This window comes from Malaciobacter pacificus, assembly GCF_004214795.1.
GTDB lineage: Bacteria > Campylobacterota > Campylobacteria > Campylobacterales > Arcobacteraceae > Malaciobacter_A > Malaciobacter_A pacificus.
This window is the reverse complement of sequence record NZ_CP035928.1, coordinates 2,593,194-2,611,977: the sequence shown is the minus strand read 5'-3', so window position 1 is coordinate 2,611,977 and position 18,784 is coordinate 2,593,194. Positions and strand designations below refer to the sequence as shown.

At 28.7% G+C, this 18,784-nt stretch carries 22 protein-coding genes; 8 read left to right on the top strand and 14 right to left on the bottom strand.

Going from position 1 to position 18,784, the window contains the following annotated elements:
- Positions 1-16 precede the first annotated feature (16 nt).
- Positions 17-838 carry a hypothetical protein gene (locus tag APAC_RS12980; protein WP_130234509.1) on the bottom strand — a complete coding sequence of 274 codons (822 nt, stop codon included), beginning with the start codon at positions 836-838 and terminating at the stop codon, positions 17-19.
- 80 nt (positions 839-918) lie between these two features.
- Here APAC_RS12980 and APAC_RS12975 point away from each other — a divergent pair, with 80 nt between their 5' ends.
- Positions 919-2,196: a DASH family cryptochrome gene (locus APAC_RS12975; RefSeq protein ID WP_130234508.1), complete on the top strand. Its 1,278-nt coding sequence runs from the start codon at positions 919-921 to the stop codon at positions 2,194-2,196.
- A gap of 65 nt (positions 2,197-2,261) precedes the next feature.
- Entirely contained in the window at positions 2,262-2,645 is a 384-nt protein-coding gene (locus APAC_RS12970) for a hypothetical protein (protein WP_130234507.1), read from the top strand.
- Between the two features lie 26 nt (positions 2,646-2,671).
- Here the strand turns inward: APAC_RS12970 and nhaD are convergent, their stop codons facing one another.
- The 5 genes from nhaD to APAC_RS12945 all read right to left on the bottom strand — a co-directional run bounded on the left by nhaD (position 2,672) and on the right by APAC_RS12945 (position 7,077).
- The gene (gene nhaD, locus APAC_RS12965) at positions 2,672-3,979 is read right to left on the bottom strand and encodes a sodium:proton antiporter NhaD (RefSeq protein ID WP_130234506.1); all 1,308 of its coding nucleotides are present in this window, start codon (positions 3,977-3,979) and stop codon (positions 2,672-2,674) included.
- 8 nt (positions 3,980-3,987) lie between these two features.
- Positions 3,988-5,139 (bottom strand): multidrug effflux MFS transporter, encoded by a 1,152-nt coding sequence (locus APAC_RS12960; protein WP_130234505.1) that lies wholly within the window; start codon positions 5,137-5,139, stop codon positions 3,988-3,990.
- A 29-nt stretch (positions 5,140-5,168) separates the two neighbouring features.
- The gene (locus APAC_RS12955) at positions 5,169-6,320 is read right to left on the bottom strand and encodes a multidrug effflux MFS transporter (RefSeq protein WP_130234504.1); all 1,152 of its coding nucleotides are present in this window, start codon (positions 6,318-6,320) and stop codon (positions 5,169-5,171) included.
- 3 nt (positions 6,321-6,323) lie between these two features.
- Positions 6,324-6,746 (bottom strand): MarR family winged helix-turn-helix transcriptional regulator, encoded by a 423-nt coding sequence (locus tag APAC_RS12950; protein WP_130234503.1) that lies wholly within the window; start codon positions 6,744-6,746, stop codon positions 6,324-6,326.
- A gap of 94 nt (positions 6,747-6,840) precedes the next feature.
- Positions 6,841-7,077 (bottom strand): hypothetical protein, encoded by a 237-nt coding sequence (locus APAC_RS12945; protein ID WP_130234502.1) that lies wholly within the window; start codon positions 7,075-7,077, stop codon positions 6,841-6,843.
- A gap of 98 nt (positions 7,078-7,175) precedes the next feature.
- Between APAC_RS12945 and APAC_RS12940 the strand changes: the two genes are divergently transcribed.
- Positions 7,176-7,988, top strand: a complete 813-nt coding sequence (locus tag APAC_RS12940; protein WP_130234501.1) for a DUF4405 domain-containing protein — start codon at positions 7,176-7,178, stop codon at positions 7,986-7,988.
- Between the two features lie 10 nt (positions 7,989-7,998).
- On the opposite strand, the gene APAC_RS12935 is transcribed toward APAC_RS12940, so the two are convergent.
- Genes APAC_RS12935 through APAC_RS12920 form a run of 4 tightly spaced genes read right to left on the bottom strand, consistent with a single transcriptional unit; the run spans position 7,999 to position 10,769 of the window.
- On the bottom strand, positions 7,999-8,652 hold the full coding sequence (locus tag APAC_RS12935) for an HAD family hydrolase (RefSeq protein ID WP_228255924.1): 654 nt from the start codon (positions 8,650-8,652) through the stop codon (positions 7,999-8,001).
- Positions 8,642-9,559: a TPM domain-containing protein gene (locus tag APAC_RS12930; RefSeq protein WP_130234499.1), complete on the bottom strand. Its 918-nt coding sequence runs from the start codon at positions 9,557-9,559 to the stop codon at positions 8,642-8,644. The genes APAC_RS12935 and APAC_RS12930 overlap by 11 nt, the downstream gene beginning before the upstream one ends.
- Positions 9,556-10,176: a TPM domain-containing protein gene (locus tag APAC_RS12925; protein ID WP_130234498.1), complete on the bottom strand. Its 621-nt coding sequence runs from the start codon at positions 10,174-10,176 to the stop codon at positions 9,556-9,558. The genes APAC_RS12930 and APAC_RS12925 overlap by 4 nt, the downstream gene beginning before the upstream one ends.
- Positions 10,176-10,769 (bottom strand): LemA family protein, encoded by a 594-nt coding sequence (locus APAC_RS12920; RefSeq protein WP_130234497.1) that lies wholly within the window; start codon positions 10,767-10,769, stop codon positions 10,176-10,178. The genes APAC_RS12925 and APAC_RS12920 overlap by 1 nt, the downstream gene beginning before the upstream one ends.
- Before the next feature lie 223 nt (positions 10,770-10,992).
- Between APAC_RS12920 and APAC_RS12915 the strand changes: the two genes are divergently transcribed.
- The 3 genes from APAC_RS12915 (at position 10,993) to ung (ending at position 14,780) form a co-directional block, all read left to right on the top strand.
- Positions 10,993-12,645 carry an acetolactate synthase large subunit gene (locus tag APAC_RS12915; RefSeq protein ID WP_130234496.1) on the top strand — a complete coding sequence of 551 codons (1,653 nt, stop codon included), beginning with the start codon at positions 10,993-10,995 and terminating at the stop codon, positions 12,643-12,645.
- 16 nt (positions 12,646-12,661) lie between these two features.
- Positions 12,662-14,053 carry an aldehyde dehydrogenase family protein gene (locus APAC_RS12910; RefSeq protein WP_130234495.1) on the top strand — a complete coding sequence of 464 codons (1,392 nt, stop codon included), beginning with the start codon at positions 12,662-12,664 and terminating at the stop codon, positions 14,051-14,053.
- A gap of 79 nt (positions 14,054-14,132) precedes the next feature.
- Positions 14,133-14,780 (top strand): uracil-DNA glycosylase, encoded by a 648-nt coding sequence (gene ung / locus APAC_RS12905; RefSeq protein WP_130234494.1) that lies wholly within the window; start codon positions 14,133-14,135, stop codon positions 14,778-14,780.
- A 1-nt stretch (position 14,781) separates the two neighbouring features.
- Here ung and APAC_RS12900 read toward each other — a convergent pair whose 3' ends face one another.
- A complete protein-coding gene (locus tag APAC_RS12900; protein ID WP_130234493.1) occupies positions 14,782-15,129 on the bottom strand; it encodes a nitrous oxide-stimulated promoter family protein in 348 nt (115 codons plus the stop codon).
- Between the two features lie 116 nt (positions 15,130-15,245).
- On the opposite strand from APAC_RS12900, the gene APAC_RS12895 reads away from it, so the two are divergent.
- Positions 15,246-15,893, top strand: coding sequence for a Crp/Fnr family transcriptional regulator (locus tag APAC_RS12895; RefSeq protein ID WP_130234492.1), 648 nt, complete (start codon positions 15,246-15,248; stop codon positions 15,891-15,893).
- Between the two features lie 23 nt (positions 15,894-15,916).
- On the opposite strand, the gene APAC_RS12890 is transcribed toward APAC_RS12895, so the two are convergent.
- Positions 15,917-16,276, bottom strand: a complete 360-nt coding sequence (locus APAC_RS12890; protein ID WP_130234491.1) for a methionine-R-sulfoxide reductase — start codon at positions 16,274-16,276, stop codon at positions 15,917-15,919.
- A gap of 11 nt (positions 16,277-16,287) precedes the next feature.
- Positions 16,288-16,779: a peptide-methionine (S)-S-oxide reductase MsrA gene (gene msrA / locus APAC_RS12885; protein ID WP_130234490.1), complete on the bottom strand. Its 492-nt coding sequence runs from the start codon at positions 16,777-16,779 to the stop codon at positions 16,288-16,290.
- 258 nt (positions 16,780-17,037) lie between these two features.
- Here msrA and APAC_RS12880 point away from each other — a divergent pair, with 258 nt between their 5' ends.
- Positions 17,038-18,402, top strand: a complete 1,365-nt coding sequence (locus APAC_RS12880; protein WP_024774758.1) for an IS4 family transposase — start codon at positions 17,038-17,040, stop codon at positions 18,400-18,402.
- Here APAC_RS12880 and APAC_RS12875 read toward each other — a convergent pair.
- On the bottom strand, positions 18,376-18,747 hold the full coding sequence (locus APAC_RS12875; protein WP_130234489.1) for a hypothetical protein: 372 nt from the start codon (positions 18,745-18,747) through the stop codon (positions 18,376-18,378). The two genes, APAC_RS12880 and APAC_RS12875, sit on opposite strands and share 27 nt — an antisense overlap.
- Positions 18,748-18,784 lie beyond the last annotated feature (37 nt).

The window sequence follows — 18,784 nt, the reverse complement described above, 5'->3', positions numbered from 1 at the left end:
ATTGATTACTTTAAACTTATTCTACAATCCCACTCATACAAGTTACTTCAACACCTTTTTCTCTCCAAGCTTTTACAATTTCTAGTAGTCCTATACTATCACTTGGCATATGTGGTGCTATTATTATATTTCCTATATTTTGTTCTTGAACGGCTTTTTTTACATCTTCTGGTACGTGCATAGCTATGATTGTGCCAACTCCTGCTTCAAAGTATGACTTATATACATCAACACCACCATTTGTTCCACCTGCCATAAGCACTTCAATTTTACCTGCGTAGTCTTCACTTGAACCCACTCTAATAACTGGTTGAGCAACTTTTCCTATATAGTATTCCCAAGAGTTTAACTCTTCTATGATATCTTTTAGTTTTGTTTTTGGTTTATTATTAAAGGCTTTATTTAGTCTTGTTTGTACTATTTTTTCAGTGATAAAATCTGCTGGTATATGGATATTTAGGTATGGCATATTCATAAGTCTTGCAGCTGAACTAACTCTATCGTAGTTTGAAGCGTGACCTCCTAAGTCTACACTTGCTTGTCTTTTTCTAAGAGCCTTTTGTGCTTTATTTATAGGAACTCCACTTGCTACCATTCTATCTATTTGTACATCCATAACCTTTGCAAAATCAACTACACACGAGTCTGCTTTTGGGTGATGCGATACTACGCAGTCATATCCAAGCTCTTTTGCTAGAAGTAGCTCAGGTGTTTCCATATCAATACCTATAAGTACTTTTTTTATGTTTTCACCTTCTACTATGATGTTTGTATCATAAGGCATCTCTTCTAAGTTTGCTAGTTTTAGGGCTGTGTTCATTAAATCATTTGTATTCATCTTATTACCAATATATATTTTTTATTTATAATAACATTAATAAGCTACGAAGCTTTTAAGTAACTAGTTAAAATTTAAACATGAAACTTTCAATAATAGTATTTAGAAACAACCTTAGAATTGATGATAACTATCCTTTATACAATGCTTGTAAAGATAGTGAATATGTACTTGGACTTTATAGTTTAGAAAACTTACAAGGTGAAATATATAACTTTAAAAAGTGTGATGTATTTAGGGAAAAGTTTATAAAAGAATCACTTCTTAATTTAAAAGAAAACCTTAGTTACTATGGAATAAACCTGAGTGTGGTAAACAGTATTAGCGAAGCTTTAAAACTCTTAGATAGTAAGTATGATATAACTATCTATTTTGATAAGGAAGTAGGAAGTGAAGAGTTAGAATTTGAGAATATATTAAAACAATATAATTACAAATCATACTTTACTCAAACTATGATTACTCCATTTGAGTTTGATTATAAAAAGAGTTTTTCTCATTTTAGAAAAAAAGCTGAAAAGCAAGAGATAAAAGAACCCCTTGGCAAAATAGAGACAAAAAAAAGTGTAGAGTTTGAGACACTAGATATTCAAATCCCAAATATAAAAATAGAAAACCCTCATGCAATAGTGTTTAAAGGTGGAGAGACTGAAGCCTTAAAGCAATTACAAAACTATTTACCAAAAATACATGAATATAAAACTACAAGAAATGAAATGAGTGGCTTTGAAAATTCAACAAAATTTTCACCATATTTAGCGATGGGGTGTATTAGCCCTAGAAGAATATATCATGAAATAAAAAAGCAAGAAAAGATAACTTATGAGAGTGAGTCTTCATATTGGATATATTTTGAGTTACTATGGAGAGATTTTTTTCATCTTGTTATGAAATATAGTCAAAATAAACTTTTTCTAAAATCAGGAATAAAAGATAAGAAATATAATTTTAGAGAAGATAAAAAACTATTTAGAGACTTTTTTAGTGCAAATACAGGACTTGACTTGATTGATTCAAGTATAAATGAACTTAGAAGTACTGGCTGGCTTAGTAATAGAAATAGACAAATAGTTGCAAGTTATTTTGTAAAAAACTTAGGACTTGATTGGAGAGTTGGGGCTGCTTTTTTTGAAAGTTTTTTAGTTGATTATAACCCCGCTTCAAACTATGGGAATTGGGCTTATCAAGCTTATGTGGGAAATGATACGAGCTATAGATTATTTGATGTAAAAAAACAAAGTAATATGTATAATGGTAGTGAATATATAAATAAATGGTTAGTTGAAAAATCAAATAAAAAAATTGATTATATAAGTATGGCTGAAACTGTAAAATCTGAAGTGTTTTTTGAGGATTAACTTATTTTTACAAGCTTTATTTCAAAAAACTTTTATATAATTGCGAAAAAAATTGGGAATTTATAATGAAAAGCACTGAAATTTTAAAAGAAGCAAAAACAGAAGATCAAAAAAAACTAGTACAATCAGCATTTAATACTAATGTTGCTTTTTATATTCATTTAAAAGCATATAATAATCAAGTTAGAGAAGAGTTAGAAAATAGATTAAGAGAAGTTTTCTTTTTTTCAAAAGGTGTAGATTGGAAATTTGATAGTTTTGGAATTGAAAATAAAGGTTCAAGAGGTAACAATATTTTAGGTTACTTTATTTTTAGAGCTGTTGAGGTAGAAAAATTACAAAAACTATTTATTCAAGAATTTAAAGATTATGAAAATGCTATTAGAATTTCTTGTTCTGTTGCAAAATATGAAAAAGTAGAAGAGGAATTCTTCGAACTTAATGTATAAAAAGTTTAGGGATTTTCCTAAACTTCTTAATTAAATCCTAAAATTTCAAATTGAACATACCAAATTCCAATTGAAACAAAATATCCTATTAAAATTGTCCAAGCATATTTCATATGCGAACTAAAAGTATAAATACCTTTTAACTTACCCATAACACCAACACCAGCAGCACTACCAAAAGAGATTAAACTACCACCAATACCAGCAGTTAAACAAACTAACATCCAATTTGATAAATCCATATCAGGGTTTGCTTTTAAAATGGCACTCATTACTGGAACATTATCAACAATAGCTGATAAAAAACCAACACCAATATTTGCATAAGTACTACCAAGGTATTGAGGTTCATATACAACTGAAGCAAGTGTTAACCAACCCACAAAATATAAGGCCCCAACGGCAGCTAAAATACCAAAGAAGAATAGAAGTGTATTATTCTCAATTTTTGCCATTGAAGCAAAAACATTAAAGTGTCCTTCACCAAATATTTTAGTAAGTCTAAATGAATAAATTTTTAATAAAACTAATCCAAACATCATACCCCACATTGCAGGGAAATCTAGTACTTGGTGAGAAAGTACTGCACAAATAATAGTTATAATACCTAGAGCTATAATCATCCAAGCTCCTTCTTTCATTTTTGGTTCTTTTTCATCTTTATTAACGTTAGGTTTTTCATTTGGAACGAATCTTGATAATAAAAAGGCTGTTATTAAATATCCTAAAATTGAAGAAGGAAAAAGGAAAATGAAATCTATAAAATTACCTTTACCTGCTGTCCAAGCCATCAATGTCGTAATATCCCCAAAAGGTGACCATGCACCACCTGCATTTGCTGCAACGACAATATTAATAGCACTTGGCACCAAAAACTCTTTATTAGATTTGTCAATAGTAATTAAAACAGTTGACAAAATTAAAGCAGTTGTTAGGTTATCTACAATTGGAGAAATAAAGAATGCTAAAAATCCAGTAACCCAAAAAAGTTTTCTATATGTATAACCTTTAGTTATTAGATTATGTTTTAATCTATCAAATACTCCCATGTGAATTAATGATTCAATATATGTCATAGCTACAAATAAGAAGAAAACTATCTCTGCTATTTCCAATATTACAGCTTCAGCTTCATCATGCACCATTTTTATATCTAAATCATTAATATAGTAATAAACTGAGATTAGTAGAAAAGTGAAAATACCTATAAATAATGCTGGAACAGATTTATCTATATGATATTTTTCTTCATTTGCAATAAAATAATATCCCACAACAAAAATTGCTAAAGTTGCAATTCCAATCCAAGTAAACGTTAAGTCTAATCGCTCCATATGTGCTCCTATTTGTATGTTCTAATAATAAAATATGAAATAATGGGTATTATTGTAATTGCTATACCTATTGGAAGTAATGTCGTGCTATTAAATAGTAGAACTATTGAAGAAACAATAGAACCTAAGCCAAACTGTAATACACCAATTACTCCTGAGGCTAAACCTGCATTTTTTTTAAAATGTTCTAATGCAAGTGCCATACAATTACCTAATACAAAAGCTAACATACTCATATATCCCGCCATTAAAATCATTGTAATAGCGATATTATCTGTATTAGCTGTTAATATCCATATTATACCTAGAATAATTTGAATTATTATTCCAACTTTAGCTAAAGTGAGGGCTTCATATTTTTTAAGAAGCCATAAATTTACCCTTACCATTCCAATTAATAAAATGAAGTTTACCCCAAAGAAGAAAGGGAAGTGATCTGTTGAAACATTATAATAATCAATTAATATAAAGGATGATTTAGTAATAAATATAAAAAATCCTGAAAAGGATAATGCTAAAGTAAGCATTGCTTTCATAGCTGTTTTATTACTTAGAACAGTTTTGTATGATTCATAAATACTTTGTTTTACATAAGTATAACTCTCTTCAAGGTCTTTAAATATTAAAAATGCAATGACTAAAGAGTAAATTGTTAAAAAAAGAAAAACTGCTTTCCAAGAAAAGAAGTGAATAATAAATGCTCCAATAGCTGGTGCAAGTAATGGTGCAAGTCCACCAATTGTACCCATTAAAGATAAAACTTTTGCTGCTTCTTTCCCTTGGAATTTATCTCTTAAAACTGCATTTGCATTTACAATAACTAATCCACCAAAGAAAGCTTCAATAAATCTAAATATCCAAAGATGATAAACATCTGTACTAAAAATCATTACAAAACTAAAAAATGCAAAACCTAAAAGTCCAATAATTGAACTTTTTCTTCTTCCAATTCTATCTGAAATTGGACCACCAAAAATTTGTCCAATTGCAAATCCAATTAAAAAGATTGATAAAGTTAATTCAACTTTTTCTATATTTACATTAAAAAAATCTGCCATATCAGGAATTGAAGGTATATACGTATCAGTGGCAATTGGTGCAACTGAGCTTAGTAATGCCAATAAAATAATTAAATAAATATGATTAATAGTTTTTCTCATAATTTAAAATCCTTATAGTTTCTAAATAGTTATTTGTATGTTCTAATAATAAAAAATGAAACTAAAGAAATTACAGTAATGCTTATACCAATAGGTAAAAAAGTATTATTGTGAAAACTTAGGGCAATTGATGATATCAAAGCACCTAATCCAAATTGTAAAACACCAACTACACTAGAAGCAACTCCTGCATTTTTAGAGAAGTGTTCTAAAGCTAATGCCATACAATTACCAAAAATAAATGCCATCATACTCATATAACTTGCCATTAAAGCCATAGTTATAATAAGTGAACTTCCTTCATAATTTACAATCATTAAAGCCCCTGATATTATCTGAATAGTAATAGCAAATTTGATTAATTGTAATTGAGTATATTTTCTAAGCATTACTATATTTACTCTAATCATTGCAATAAGAATAAGAAAATTAAATCCAAAAAAGAAAGGGAATAAATCTGTTGAAATTTTAAAGTGTTCTATGAATATAAAAGATGATTTTGAAATATATATAAAAAATCCAGAGAACCCTAAAGCAAGTGTTAACATAGCTTTAATAGCTTTTTTATGTGTTAATACTGATTTAAATGATTTTATAACATCTTGCTTTACGTATGTAAAACTTTCTTCTAAGTCTTTGTAAACCCATAGGGCGATAATAAGCGAATAAACTGTTAAAAATATAAATACCGCTTCCCATGAAAAAAAGTGAATTATAAATGCCCCTAAAGCTGGTGCTATAAGTGGCGCTAAACTTCTAATTGTACCTATAAGTGCAAATATTTTTGCAGCTTCTTCTCCATGAAATCTGTCTCTAACAGCAGCAGCTGCATTTACTACAACAATACCACCAAAGAAGGCTTCAAAGAATCTGTAAGCCCAAAGTTCATAAATATTTGAGCTAATAATAATTAATAAACTAAATAATGAATATCCCAATAATCCAGCGATTGAACTTTTTCTTCTTCCATATCTATCTGAAATTGGACCACCAAAAATTTGTCCAATTGAAAAACCTATTAAAAATATTGATAGAGTTAGTTCGATTTTTTCAATCCCAACGTGTAGTGCACTAGCAATATCAGGAATTGAAGGGATATAAGTATCAATTCCCATAGGTGCAACAGATGATAGTACAGCTAATAAAATAATTAAATATATGTGCCCTGCAGATTTTTTCATAATTTACTCGCTTAGTGCATAGACTACTTTATCTAGGGTTGTAAAAAGTTGTTCTATTTCTTGATTTGATAATTTTGAAGAAATTTTATCCCTAAAAATTTTTACTTCTTTTTCAGTTTGTTCTAAAATTTCTTCCCCTAAAGGTGTTAAGTTAATTACATTTGTTCTTTTATCAATACTATATTTAGAAATATAGCCTTTATTTTCTAGTGTTTTAAGTGTCCTACTTATAGTTGTTTTATCTTTTCTTAGTATTTGTGCAATTCTAGTTTGATTTACTTGGTCTTCATATTTTATTATTTCTAGTAAAACTCTTTGCTCTATGGCTATTGAATATTTATGTAATATTTGATTAATTGAGCTATTAAGTAAGTTTGCAGTAAGATTAACATTAAAGCCTATAGACTTAAGTAATTTGTTTTCCATTTTCAATCCTTTAATTGCATATGCAACTATTGCACATACAACCTTTAAAGAAGATTAAATTTGTCCTATTTAAATAAAAAATTTATAAAATTAACTATTTTTTAAATTCTTTTCCATTTACACTTAAGACTTTATCAAGTCTAATTTGTAAACCATTTTGTAAAATCATAAACTCTTCTTTATTTAGAGTTTTAAAATCTACTATAAAATCTTCAATCTCTTTTTGAATATTGTCTTCACTATATACGATTTTCGATTTTACTTTTTTAACTGCAAGTGATTCTAACTCGTCATAGAATTGACAAGCTATTGGTTTATATTTATTATCCATGGGTATCCTTTGAGTAATTATATCAAAAGAAGAAGATAATTTTAATTAATATTTTATTATGAATATATGTTATAATTTACTAATAAAAGGAGGCAATTATGAGTCTTAAAAAAATCACTTCATTAACTATGCTTTTAGCAGTTTTAGTAATGTCTTTTACTGGTATTTTACTATTTATCACTCCTCCAGGAAGAGTAGCAAACTGGACAAATTGGCAGATATTTGGAATGTCAAAGAGTCTAATTGCTGATATTCACACAACTTTCATGGTGCTATTTATAGTAGCAACTATTTTACATATTTTTTATAATTTAAAACCTATAGTTAGTTATATGAAAAACCAAGCTAGAGAGTTTGTATTATTTACAAAAGAGATGATAGTTGCAGCAACTTTAGTAGTTGTTTTTTTAATTGGAACTATTTATCAAGTAGCACCTTTTTCAACTTTTATTGACTTTGGAGATGGAATTAAAAACTCATGGGAAAAACAAACTTCTACTGCCCCGTACTCTCATGCAGAATTATCTTCACTTGAAGAGTTTATTTTAAAAATGGATTATCAAGAAGAGGAAATAGAAGGAATACTTCAAATAAACAACATATCATATAAGTTGGAACAATCATTATCTCAAATTGCGAAAAATAATGACATCAGCCCAAATAAACTATTTGAAATATTACAAAAACAAAAAAACTCAACAAAAAAACATATTCCATTAACTGGGATGGGCAAAAAATCTGTAGAAGATGTAGCCTCAACTTTAGGAGTTCCTGTAGAAGAGTTTATTCAAGATTTGGAAGTTATAGGAATTAAAGCATCAAAAAATGATAAGTTTAAAGAAGTTGCTGAATCTATTGATTCAAGTCCTGTGGATTTATTAAGAGCTATGGGTTATGAAAAAAATGAATAAAGAAGTATTTTTACTTCTTTATTATGTCTAATATATCAAGGGGATGATTTACTAAAAAATCTGCACCATTTTCTTTTAATTCTTTTTCATCTCTAAAACCCCATAAAACTCCTATTGCAATCATACCAGCATTTTTTGCTGTTTGCATATCTACCATTGTATCTCCAATAAAATATATCTCTTCACATGGAACATCAAAGCTTTTTGCAATATTAATCGCTGCAATTGGATTAGGTTTTTTAGGGACTTCTTTTTTTTGTCCATGAATCTCTTTAAAACTATAATTTTTAAATAATGTATCTTTATATTGAATAGTGAATTCATGAGGTTTATTTGATAAAATTGCTAAATTACAATTAAGTTTTTCTAACTCATCTAGTAATTCATAAATACCATCATATGGTTTTGTTTTTGAGTGAAGTTTTTGATCATAGATTACTTTAAATCTATTTGTAACTTCTTCTTTTATATCTTCACTATGCCCCTTTAGAGCATTTTCAACTAAAACAGAAATTCCTCCACCAACAAAATATTTGTAATCTTCTATTTTGTGAGTTGGAATATTTAACTCTTCTAAAACTTTGTTCATACACACAGCAATATCTTCAAGCGAATCTATAAGTGTACCATCTAAATCAAATATAATTGTTTTTTTACCAGCCACCACTGGCACCTCCTCCACCGAAGCCTCCGCCTCCACCAGAAAATCCACCACCACTGCTGAATCTTCCTGAGCCAAAGCCTCCTGTTGTTCCGCCCCAACTTCCACTATTTGAAGAAGAGTTGGAGTCATATTTTGCAAGTTTATCAAAATTTACATCTCTTGCAGTTAAATAATTAAATATAAATACTAAAATTGTGATGGCAATAGCTAAATATAAGTAAAATGAAGTAAACCCTGAAGCTATAGCAAAGGTAAAGAAACCAAAGAATGATGAAAGAATAGATGCTTTTGATATTTTATAAAGTTTTTGGCTTTTTAATTTTCTTGAAATAGAACTTGCTATCATAGAAACAAAAATAATTCCAAAATATAAAAATGCAAAAAAAGAATCAAAATTCATATTTTTTCTATCGTTTTTGATTTTTGGAGTATATTCACCTTTTATAGCTTGGATAATTTCATCAACAGCTTTGAATATACCTTTTTCATAGTTATTGTTTTTGAAGTTTGGTTTTATTGTATAATTTATAATTTCATATGAAGTTTTATCTGTTAGCGCACCTTCTAGTCCATAACCAACTTCTATTCTTAGTTTTTTTTCATCCATGGCAATTACTAATAAAACACCATTATCTTTACTTTTTTGACCAATACCCCAAAATCTACCAAGCTGATAAGAATAATCAGCTATTTCATATCCATTTAAAGTATTTAAGATTACTACCACAATTTGGTTTGAAGTTTCTTCTTCATGATTCTTTAAAATTTCAGTTAATTTAGTTTGAGAACTATTAGATAAAAGATGAGCTTGGTCAATAATTCTTCCTTCTAATGGAGGAAAGTATTGAGTTATATTTGCATTTAAAAAGTTTAAAAATAGTAAAGTTAATAGTATTAACTTTTTCATGGTTTTAGCTCAATTACTTCATTTGAAAGTTCATTTTCATCATCTGTTTGTATAGGAAAATTTTTTACTAAAATTTCACTACAACTTTTTATAGCTTTTACATATCCATTTGATAAGTTATTGTTTTTTACATCTTTTATAAATTCTTTTACAATTACTTGCCAATATTCATCATCAATCTTTTTACTTATCTCTTTATCTGCTATGATTTCTACATATTTTTCATCATAACTAACAAAAAACATAATCCCTTGTCGAGTTTTGGTTCTATTTAATCCAAGATTGTAAAACTGTTTATGAGCATTTTTTGAAGCTTTATTATATTTGTATGTTTTAGGTAGAAGCTTTACTACAAAATTATTAAACTTTTCAAAAAATAGACTAATTCCAACAAATATTAAAAGTTGTATTTGTAATAACTCTGAAGCTTCTTTTTGTGTAAAGAAGATTAATAAAAAAGATATAGAAAATAGAACAAATATATTTATTAACGAAATTGCATATTTATAATCACTACTTCTTTTTGTAACAACAGCTACTAATTCTGCTGAACTATATTTTTCAAGATTCTCAATCTCTTTTGAGATTAGTTCTTTATCTTTTTGTTTTATTTTCATTAAAATTGTACCTTAGGAGCCTCTTGTTCTGTAACACTAGCTTTAAATGTTTCTCTAATTTGTGCACTTGGATGAACTATAGCTGCTACAAGTTTTCCTGGCATTGTTCTTAACTCTAAGTTGTATTGTTTAACTGCTTCAATAAAATCTTTTCTAGCTATTGTAATTCTATTTTCTGTTCCTTCAAGTTGTGATTGTAAAGCTTTAAAGTTTTCATTTGCTTTTAAATCAGGATATCTTTCAACAACCAACATAAGTTTTGATAAAGCACTTGATAAACCACTTTGGGCATTTGCAAATTGTTGTAACATTGCAGGGTTATTCAAAGTATCTGCATTAACATTTATTTGAGAAACTTTACTTCTAGCTTCTGTAACTTCTGTGAAAGTACTTTTTTCATGTTCTGCATAACCTTTAACTGTTGCAACTAGATTTGGAATTAAATCAGCTCTTCTTTTATACTGATTTTGAACTTGTGACCATTTTTCTTTTACATTTTCATCTAACTTGGGAATGTTATTGTAATTGTTAATGATTAAATAGACCAAAGGTAATATAATTGCTAAAGCAATGATAAAAACAGTTTTTTTCATATAAAGCCTTTTATAAAATTAATCTATATTATAAAAAGTATAATTAATATAATATAAATAGTTATCCAAAAAGTTACAATATTAAGCAGTATTGGAATATAATTTTTTTTCTGTGTTAAATTATCACAGTTATTAAAAATATATAATAAATTAAGAAAATTTTTAGATAATTTCAATAGATAGTGAGTATGATTATCAAAAAAGTCAAAAAATGGAGATAACGATGAATGCATCAGATTTATTTGTAAAAGCATTAGAAAATGAAGGTGTTGAATATATTTTTGGAATTCCAGGAGAAGAAAATCTAGATTTACTAGAAGCTCTTAGAAAATCAAAACAAATTAAATTAATTTTAACAAGACATGAGCAAGGTGCAGGTTTTATGGCTGCTACTTATGGAAGATTAACTGGAAAAGTTGGAGTATGTATTTCAACATTAGGGCCTGGTGCAACTAACTTTGCAACAGCAGCAGCTTATGCTCAACTTGGTGGTATGCCAATGCTTATGATTACGGGTCAAAAACCAATTAAGAAATCAAAGCAAGGTAGATTTCAAATTATTGATGTTGTTGGAATGATGAAGCCAATGACTAAATATGCAAAAGTTGTAGTAAATGGTAACAATTCACCAGCTATGATTAGAGAAGCATTTAAAATTGCAACAACTGAAAGACCAGGAGCAGTTCATATTGAGTTCCCTGAAGATATTTCAGCTGAAGAGGGATGTGATGATAATATCTATCCTGTAAAAACATTTAAATATCCAAGAGCTACTAAAGAAGCAGTTTTAGATGCAATTAAAATGATTGAAAAAGCAAAAAGACCATTATTATGTATTGGTGCAGGAGCTAATAGAACAAGAATTGGTAACGCTTTAACTGATTTTGTAAATGAAACTGGAATTCCATTTTTCTCTACACAAATGGGTAAAGGTGTAATTGATGAAAATCATAAGTTATGTTTATCAACAGCAGCATTATCAAAAGATGATTTTATTCACTGCGCAATTGATAGAGCAGACTTAATTATTAATGTAGGTCATGATGTTATTGAAAAGCCACCATTCTTTATGGAAAATGAAGAGGGAGCTACAAAAGTATTACACGTAAACTTCTTCCCATCTGAAGTTGATGATACATATTTCCCTCAAATGGATTTAATTGGTGATATCGCTGGAAATATTGAGCAAATGACAAATGCTATTTCTAAGCAAGAGCACTGGGAGTTTGATTACTATTTAAGAGTTGCAGAAGATGTAAGAACTCACCTTTCTAAATATTTTGGAGATACAAGATTCCCAATTTTACCTCAAAAAGCTGTTAGAACTATTAGAGGAATTTTAGATGATGAAGATATTGTAACATTAGATAATGGTGTTTATAAAATTTGGTTTGCAAGAAACTATAGATGTGCAAAACCTAATACTTTATTATTAGATAATGCACTTGCTACTATGGGTGCTGGACTTCCTTCAGCAATGGCAGCTAAAATGGTAAATCCAGATAAAAAAGTTGTTGCTGTTTGTGGTGATGGTGGATTTATGATGAATGACCAAGAGATGGAAACAGCGGTTAGATTAGGATTAGACCTAACAGTAATTATCTTAAATGACAACGCATACGGTATGATTAAATGGAAACAAGCTGGTATGGGATTTGATAACTTTGGACTTGATTTAGGAAATCCTGATTTTGTTAAGTTTGCTGAATCATTTGGAGCAAAAGGTTATAGACCAACTTCTTGTGAAGAGTTTGAAGAGACTTTAGAAAAATGTGTAAACTCAAAAGGTGTACATTTAATTGATTTAGCAGTTGATTATTCATTAAATCATGCTATTTTAAATGATTTATTAGCTAAAAAAGAGTGTATGCTTTAAAAAAAGGAGATAATATATGAGTATAATAGAAGTAACATCACCGTTTGATGGTAAAGTAGTTGGAACAGTTCCTTTTACAACAGTTGAGGGAGTTCAAGCAGCAATTGATACTGCATATGAGAAGTTTTTAGATGTAGATAACTGGATTCCTAAATATAAAAGAATAGAAATCTTAGAGAAATTAATGGAAATCATGTCTTCACAAGTAGAAGAATTAACAATTCTTTGTGCAAGTGAAGGTGGTAAACCTTATATGGACTCTAAAGTAGAAATTCAAAGAGCAATTAATGGTGTAAAAATTGCTATTGAGCAAATTGGTCAAATTGAAGGTCATGAAATTGCAATGGGTCATACAGCAAGTTCTGCAAATAGAATGGCATATACTATGAAAGAACCAATTGGTGTAGTAGCAGCAATTAGTGCATTTAATCACCCATTTAACTTAGCAGTTCACCAAGTAATTCCAGCAATTGCTGTTGGTTGTCCAGTAATTATAAGACCAGCAACTCAGACTCCAATGAGTGCAGTTAGATTAGTTGAGCTTTTAAAAGAAGCAGGTCTTCCTGATGGTTGGGCACAAGCTGTAGTTTGTGACAGAGCTGGAGGGGAGCTTTTAGTAACATCTCCTAAAACTGCATTCTTTACATTTATTGGTTCAGGACCAGTTGGTTGGTACTTAAATTCTAAATCAAGCCCAGGTACTAGAAGTGCATTAGAGCATGGTGGAGTAGCACCTGTTATTGTAGAGCCAGATGCAGATTTCGCTTCTATGGTTCCAGATTTAGGTAAAGGTGGTTTCTATCATGCAGGTCAAGTTTGTGTATCTGTTCAAAGAATTTTTGCTCATGAATCAATTGCTGATAAATTAGCAGATGAATTAGCAACTTATGCAAAAAATCTTGTAGTAGGTGATCAATTAGATCCTAAAACAGAAGTTGGACCACTAATTAACCATGATGAAGTAAATAGAGTAGAAGAGTGGGTAAATGAAGCTGTTCAAAAAGGTGGAAAAATTTTAACTGGTGGTAAGAGAATTTCTGATTCTTGTTATGAGCCAACAGTAATTGTTAATCCATCTGATGATGCAATTATTTCTCAAAAAGAGATTTTTGGACCAGTAGTTGTAGTATATTCATATAAAACATTAGATGAAGCAATAACAAGAGCTAATCAACTTGATGTATCTTTCCAAGCAGCAGTATTTACTAAAAATATTGATGTAGCATTAAAAGCAGTAAAAAGATTAAATGCAACAGCAGTAATGGTAAATGACCATACAGCATTTAGAGTAGATTGGATGCCATTTGGTGGTGCTAAAACTTCTGGACTTGGATTAGGTGGAATTCCTGATTCTATGCATGAAATGCAAAACCAAAAAATGATGGTTATTAAATCACCTTCTTTATAATCTAAAAGATATTATAATTCAAAGCTAAGATGAGTTTTCATCTTAGCTTTTTTTATACCTAAAATTTGGAGAATATATTATGACTTGGGAAAAAGTAATAGAGTTAGAAAAACAAAAAGAGTATTACAAAAAACTACATGATGAAGTAGAAAAAAGGTATCAAACTACTACAGTATTTCCAGCAAAAGAGAATATTTTTAAAGCTTTTAGTTTAACAAAACTTGATAATCTAAAAGTAGTTATATTAGGACAAGACCCTTATCATGGAGTAGGACAAGCTCAAGGTTTAGCTTTTTCAACACCAAATAATATAAAAAACCCTCCTTCAATGGTAAATATATTAAAAGAGATAAATGATGATTTAGGAAGAGCTTCAATTTGTGAAGATGGTGATTTAACATCTTGGGCAAAAGATGGAGTATTACTTATAAATACTATTTTAACAGTAGAAGAATCAAAACCAAAATCTCATCATAAATTAGGTTGGGAAGTTTTTACAGATAATATTATTAAGTATATTAGTGAAAATTGTGAAGGTATTGTATTTATACTTTGGGGTGCACCAGCTATAAAAAAAACTAAATTAATTGATGAATCAAAGCATCATATTTTAACGTCTCCTCATCCAAGTCCATTATCTTCTTATAGAGGTTTTTTTGGATGTAAACACTTTTCAAAAACAAACGAAATATTAAAAAAACTGAGAAAAGAACCTATACGTTGGTAATTTAATTAAAGATTTTAAATACTTTTGATTTTATAGTACTTAATGATAATTTTATTGCAGAGTATTTCATTACTTTTGCAACTTGTTTCCACTCATATTTTTCATAACAAGGGTTAGGACATTTTCTACATCTTGGTTTTATTTCATGGGGACAGTTTTGTAATTTTTCAAAAGAGTAGTCAATGTTTTTCTTACATTCATTACATAAAGTTAATGAGATATCAAACTCTGTATCTTGATAAATAACTGATATTTTTTTGTAATGAAGGTCTGTATGTTTATCTAAACAGTATGTTTCAAAAAACTTTTTAAGGGTTGCTACTTCTGTTTCAAATTTGAGTTTTGTCATAACAAAGTTCCTTTTTTGAAAAATAAGATAATTTTTATCTTGTTTTAATCGTACTTTTAATATTTTTACATAAAATAACATAATATGTATTGACAATAATCAAGAAAAGAGAGAACATGAGTAAAATACAGTTTGATGATTTTTATTTATTTAGTTTTTTAAATGATGAAGATTTGGATAGATTAAAACAAATAAGTGTTAAAAAGAAGTTTGAAAAAGATTCAATTCTTTTTTATAAAGGAGATGAACCTGTATATTTACATTTATTAGTAAAAGGTATTGCAAAACTTTATGTTCATGACCATAAAGAAAATGAAGTTATAATTCATAATTTAATTGCACCATCTTTAATTGCTGAAATAGTAAATTATGAAGATACAAAATTCCCTGCAAATTGCTCATTTGAAGTTCCTTCTGAAGTTATTTTAATTAACTACAAACAGTTTAAAGAAGAGTTTTTATCAAAACCTGAAATCTCAATGTTCTTTATTAAATCTCTAACAAAAAAAATCAAAGCATTAGAAGGCTTTATTAATTATAATATTAGTTCAAGTAGTATTGAAAAAATAGCAAAATTCTTATATGAGAATGAATCAAATTTAAGCACATTAAAACAAGTTAAAATAGCTCAAATTTTAAATATTACTCCAGAAACTTTTTCAAGAAAAGTTGCTAAATTAAAACAAGAAGGAATCATAAAAAATGAGAAGGGAAAAATTTCAATATTAGATTACAAAAGATTAAAAGACTATATTGTCAATTAATCTTTTATTTAGAGTACATATAATTATTTTGCTTTAAAATCTAGTGAGATTGAATTTACACAATGTCTTGTACTTTTAGAAGTCATTCCCTCACCTTTAAATACATGGCCTAAGTGGCCTCCACAATTTGCACAAACTATTTCAACTCTTCTTCCGTCTGCATCAGGAAGCTCTTTTACTGCATTTGATACTGTATCATCAAAGCTTGGCCAACCTGTTCCTGAATCAAACTTTGTATCTGATGGGAATAGCTCCGCATTACATTGACGACAAGTATATATGCCACTTTCATGGTGATCCCAAAACTTACCTGTAAAGGCTCTTTCTGTGCCTTTATTTATAATTACTCTTTTTTCTTCTTCATTTAGTTCATTAAATGCCATAATTTTCCTTTTTATATAAATGAATCAAATCTTTCAAAATGACAAGTGTATCCATTAGGGTTTTTTACTAGATAGTCTTGATGATAATCTTCAGCTGGCCAAAAAGTTGAAAATGGTTCTAGCGTAGTTACAACTGTATCTTCCCATTTTCCAGATTTATTTACTAAATCAATTACCTCTTTGGCTATTTTTTCTTCTTCTTCATTTTGAATAAAAATTGTAGATCTATAACTTGAACCCTTGTCATTACCTTGTCTATCAACAGTTGTTGGGTTGTGTATTCTAAAAAAATAGTCTAAAATTTCTTTAAAAGACGTAATTTCTGGGTCATAAGTTATTTCAACACTTTCTGCATGACCCGGATGATTTTGATAAGTAGGATGACTATTCTCTCCACCTTGATACCCAACATGAGTATCTACAATACCTGCTCTTTTTCTTATAAGGTCTTCCATTCCCCAAAAGCAGCCACCAGCAATGTATGCTTTTTTATAATTATCCATCTAAATCCTTATTTAATTCATTTAATAACTCATAAGTAGTTTTTTTATGATTTTTATCTAACTTAACTTTCGCACGTTAAATTGATTAAAATTGTAGCTAAATCTCCCTAAAATATTACTCCTATAGGTAATAATATTATCCTTGTTGACATAAAAATAATTTAGTTGTTTTTCTATGATATTTTTCTATTTTGAACTCTCAATAAAGCCCTTAAATAGGCATTTTAGCTATAATATCTATTATATTAAAGGGTAAGAATGCAGATAGAATCTAAGATAATAAGCATCATAAACGACAAACTAAAGAATCCAATTTATGAAACATTGCGACTATTAAATATGAAAACGATTTTAACAAAGAGCAATTTTTCTAAAAAAGAGGGAGTTGCTGTTCATATGGTTGTATTACACTTTGTATATATGCTAGTTATGAATAAAAAAATATCAACTTTTATGGATCAGAGTAATGATAGCTTTAAAAAAGATGTCTATTACAGACTACTTGCTAATGCTCACTACAACTGGAGAAAACTATTATCACTTAGTTCTTTAAAGATTTTATCACTGCTTCATAAAGTACAAGATGCAAAGCTAGTAAGAGTTCTTATACTTGATGATACTGTTGAAGATAAAGTTGGTAAAAATATAGAGGGAAGTTGTGACAACCTTTGGAGCAATAAAGCAAAGAGAAAAATCAGAGGTGTAAATGTTGTATCACTAAACTATAGTGATGGTTATTCAAATTTTATGTTGGACTTTGCAATTGCTATGAATAATTATGCAAGGGTAAAGATAGAAGAGTTTACAAATATTATTGATCATCGAACCAATGCACATAAGCGAAGATTGGAAAGCTTAAAAGGGAAATCACAAATTGCTATAGAGATGATTAAAAGAGCAGTAGCTAGTGGTATATATGCAGATTATCTGCTTGTGGATAGTTGGTATTCCAAACCTGTGTTTATAGAAACAATGAATGAGCTAGGATTGCAAGTTATTTCAAGAATGGTAAACAATGATAGAATCTGGAACTTCACAGGGGAGAAAAAAACTCTTGATGGTATCTATAACAAGTTTAAAAAGCTTAAAACTATTAAGATGGGTCAATATGGCAAAAAGATAAAGTTTGAATACTTCGGGGTCATAGTTGAACATAAAAAAGCAGGAAAATTAAAAATTGTTTTTATAAAAACCAAAGAGAATCTCATCCCTATTGTATCTACAAACTTAGACTTGAGTGATGAAGAAATTATCGATATTTACAAACGACGATGGGATATAGAACAAGGGTATAAAGAACTTCGTGAACACTTTGGGTTTGGTAAAGAAGAAAATCGAATTTATGAAGCACTTATTGCTCGCATAACACTCTCATTTTTTACATACAATGTTGTTAGCTATATAAATCGTATCAGTAATGAACCTAAAACAATTGGTGGATTGTTTAAAGATCTAGAATGTGAACTTCACACCTTGGCAATTGCTATGCAAGCATTTTTAGCTATTTTAGATGAGATTGCAAAAATTGAAGAAGTTGTCAATAGAAATGAGGATTTTACAGCAATAATCGATCTATTAAGAGATGTGACTGGAAAACTACTTGGTTTTAGGTGCGAAAGTTAAGTTATCTAATATTATAAATAAATAAGAAACTACAACTACATTCATATATATCATTGCTTCAGACATTGGAGTAAAAGCAAAAATTATACCTGTGATTAAAATAAATACTGGGTTTAAAAACTTAATTAAGCCCTCTGATTTTAATGCTTTGTCTTTATACTCTTTTTCATTACTTTGAATGTAGTCATAATCTTCATTTGTTAATTCATTTTTATCTTTTAGTTCTTCTAATCCTTGAAGAACATCAAGCCTTTTTTTATATTTTAAATATTTAGTCACAATAGTAATACATATAAGTATTGAGATTACATTTGACATTAATTGTAAAGATAGATTTAATTCCATTATATTCCTCTTGTTTACGAATTTATGAAACATTATA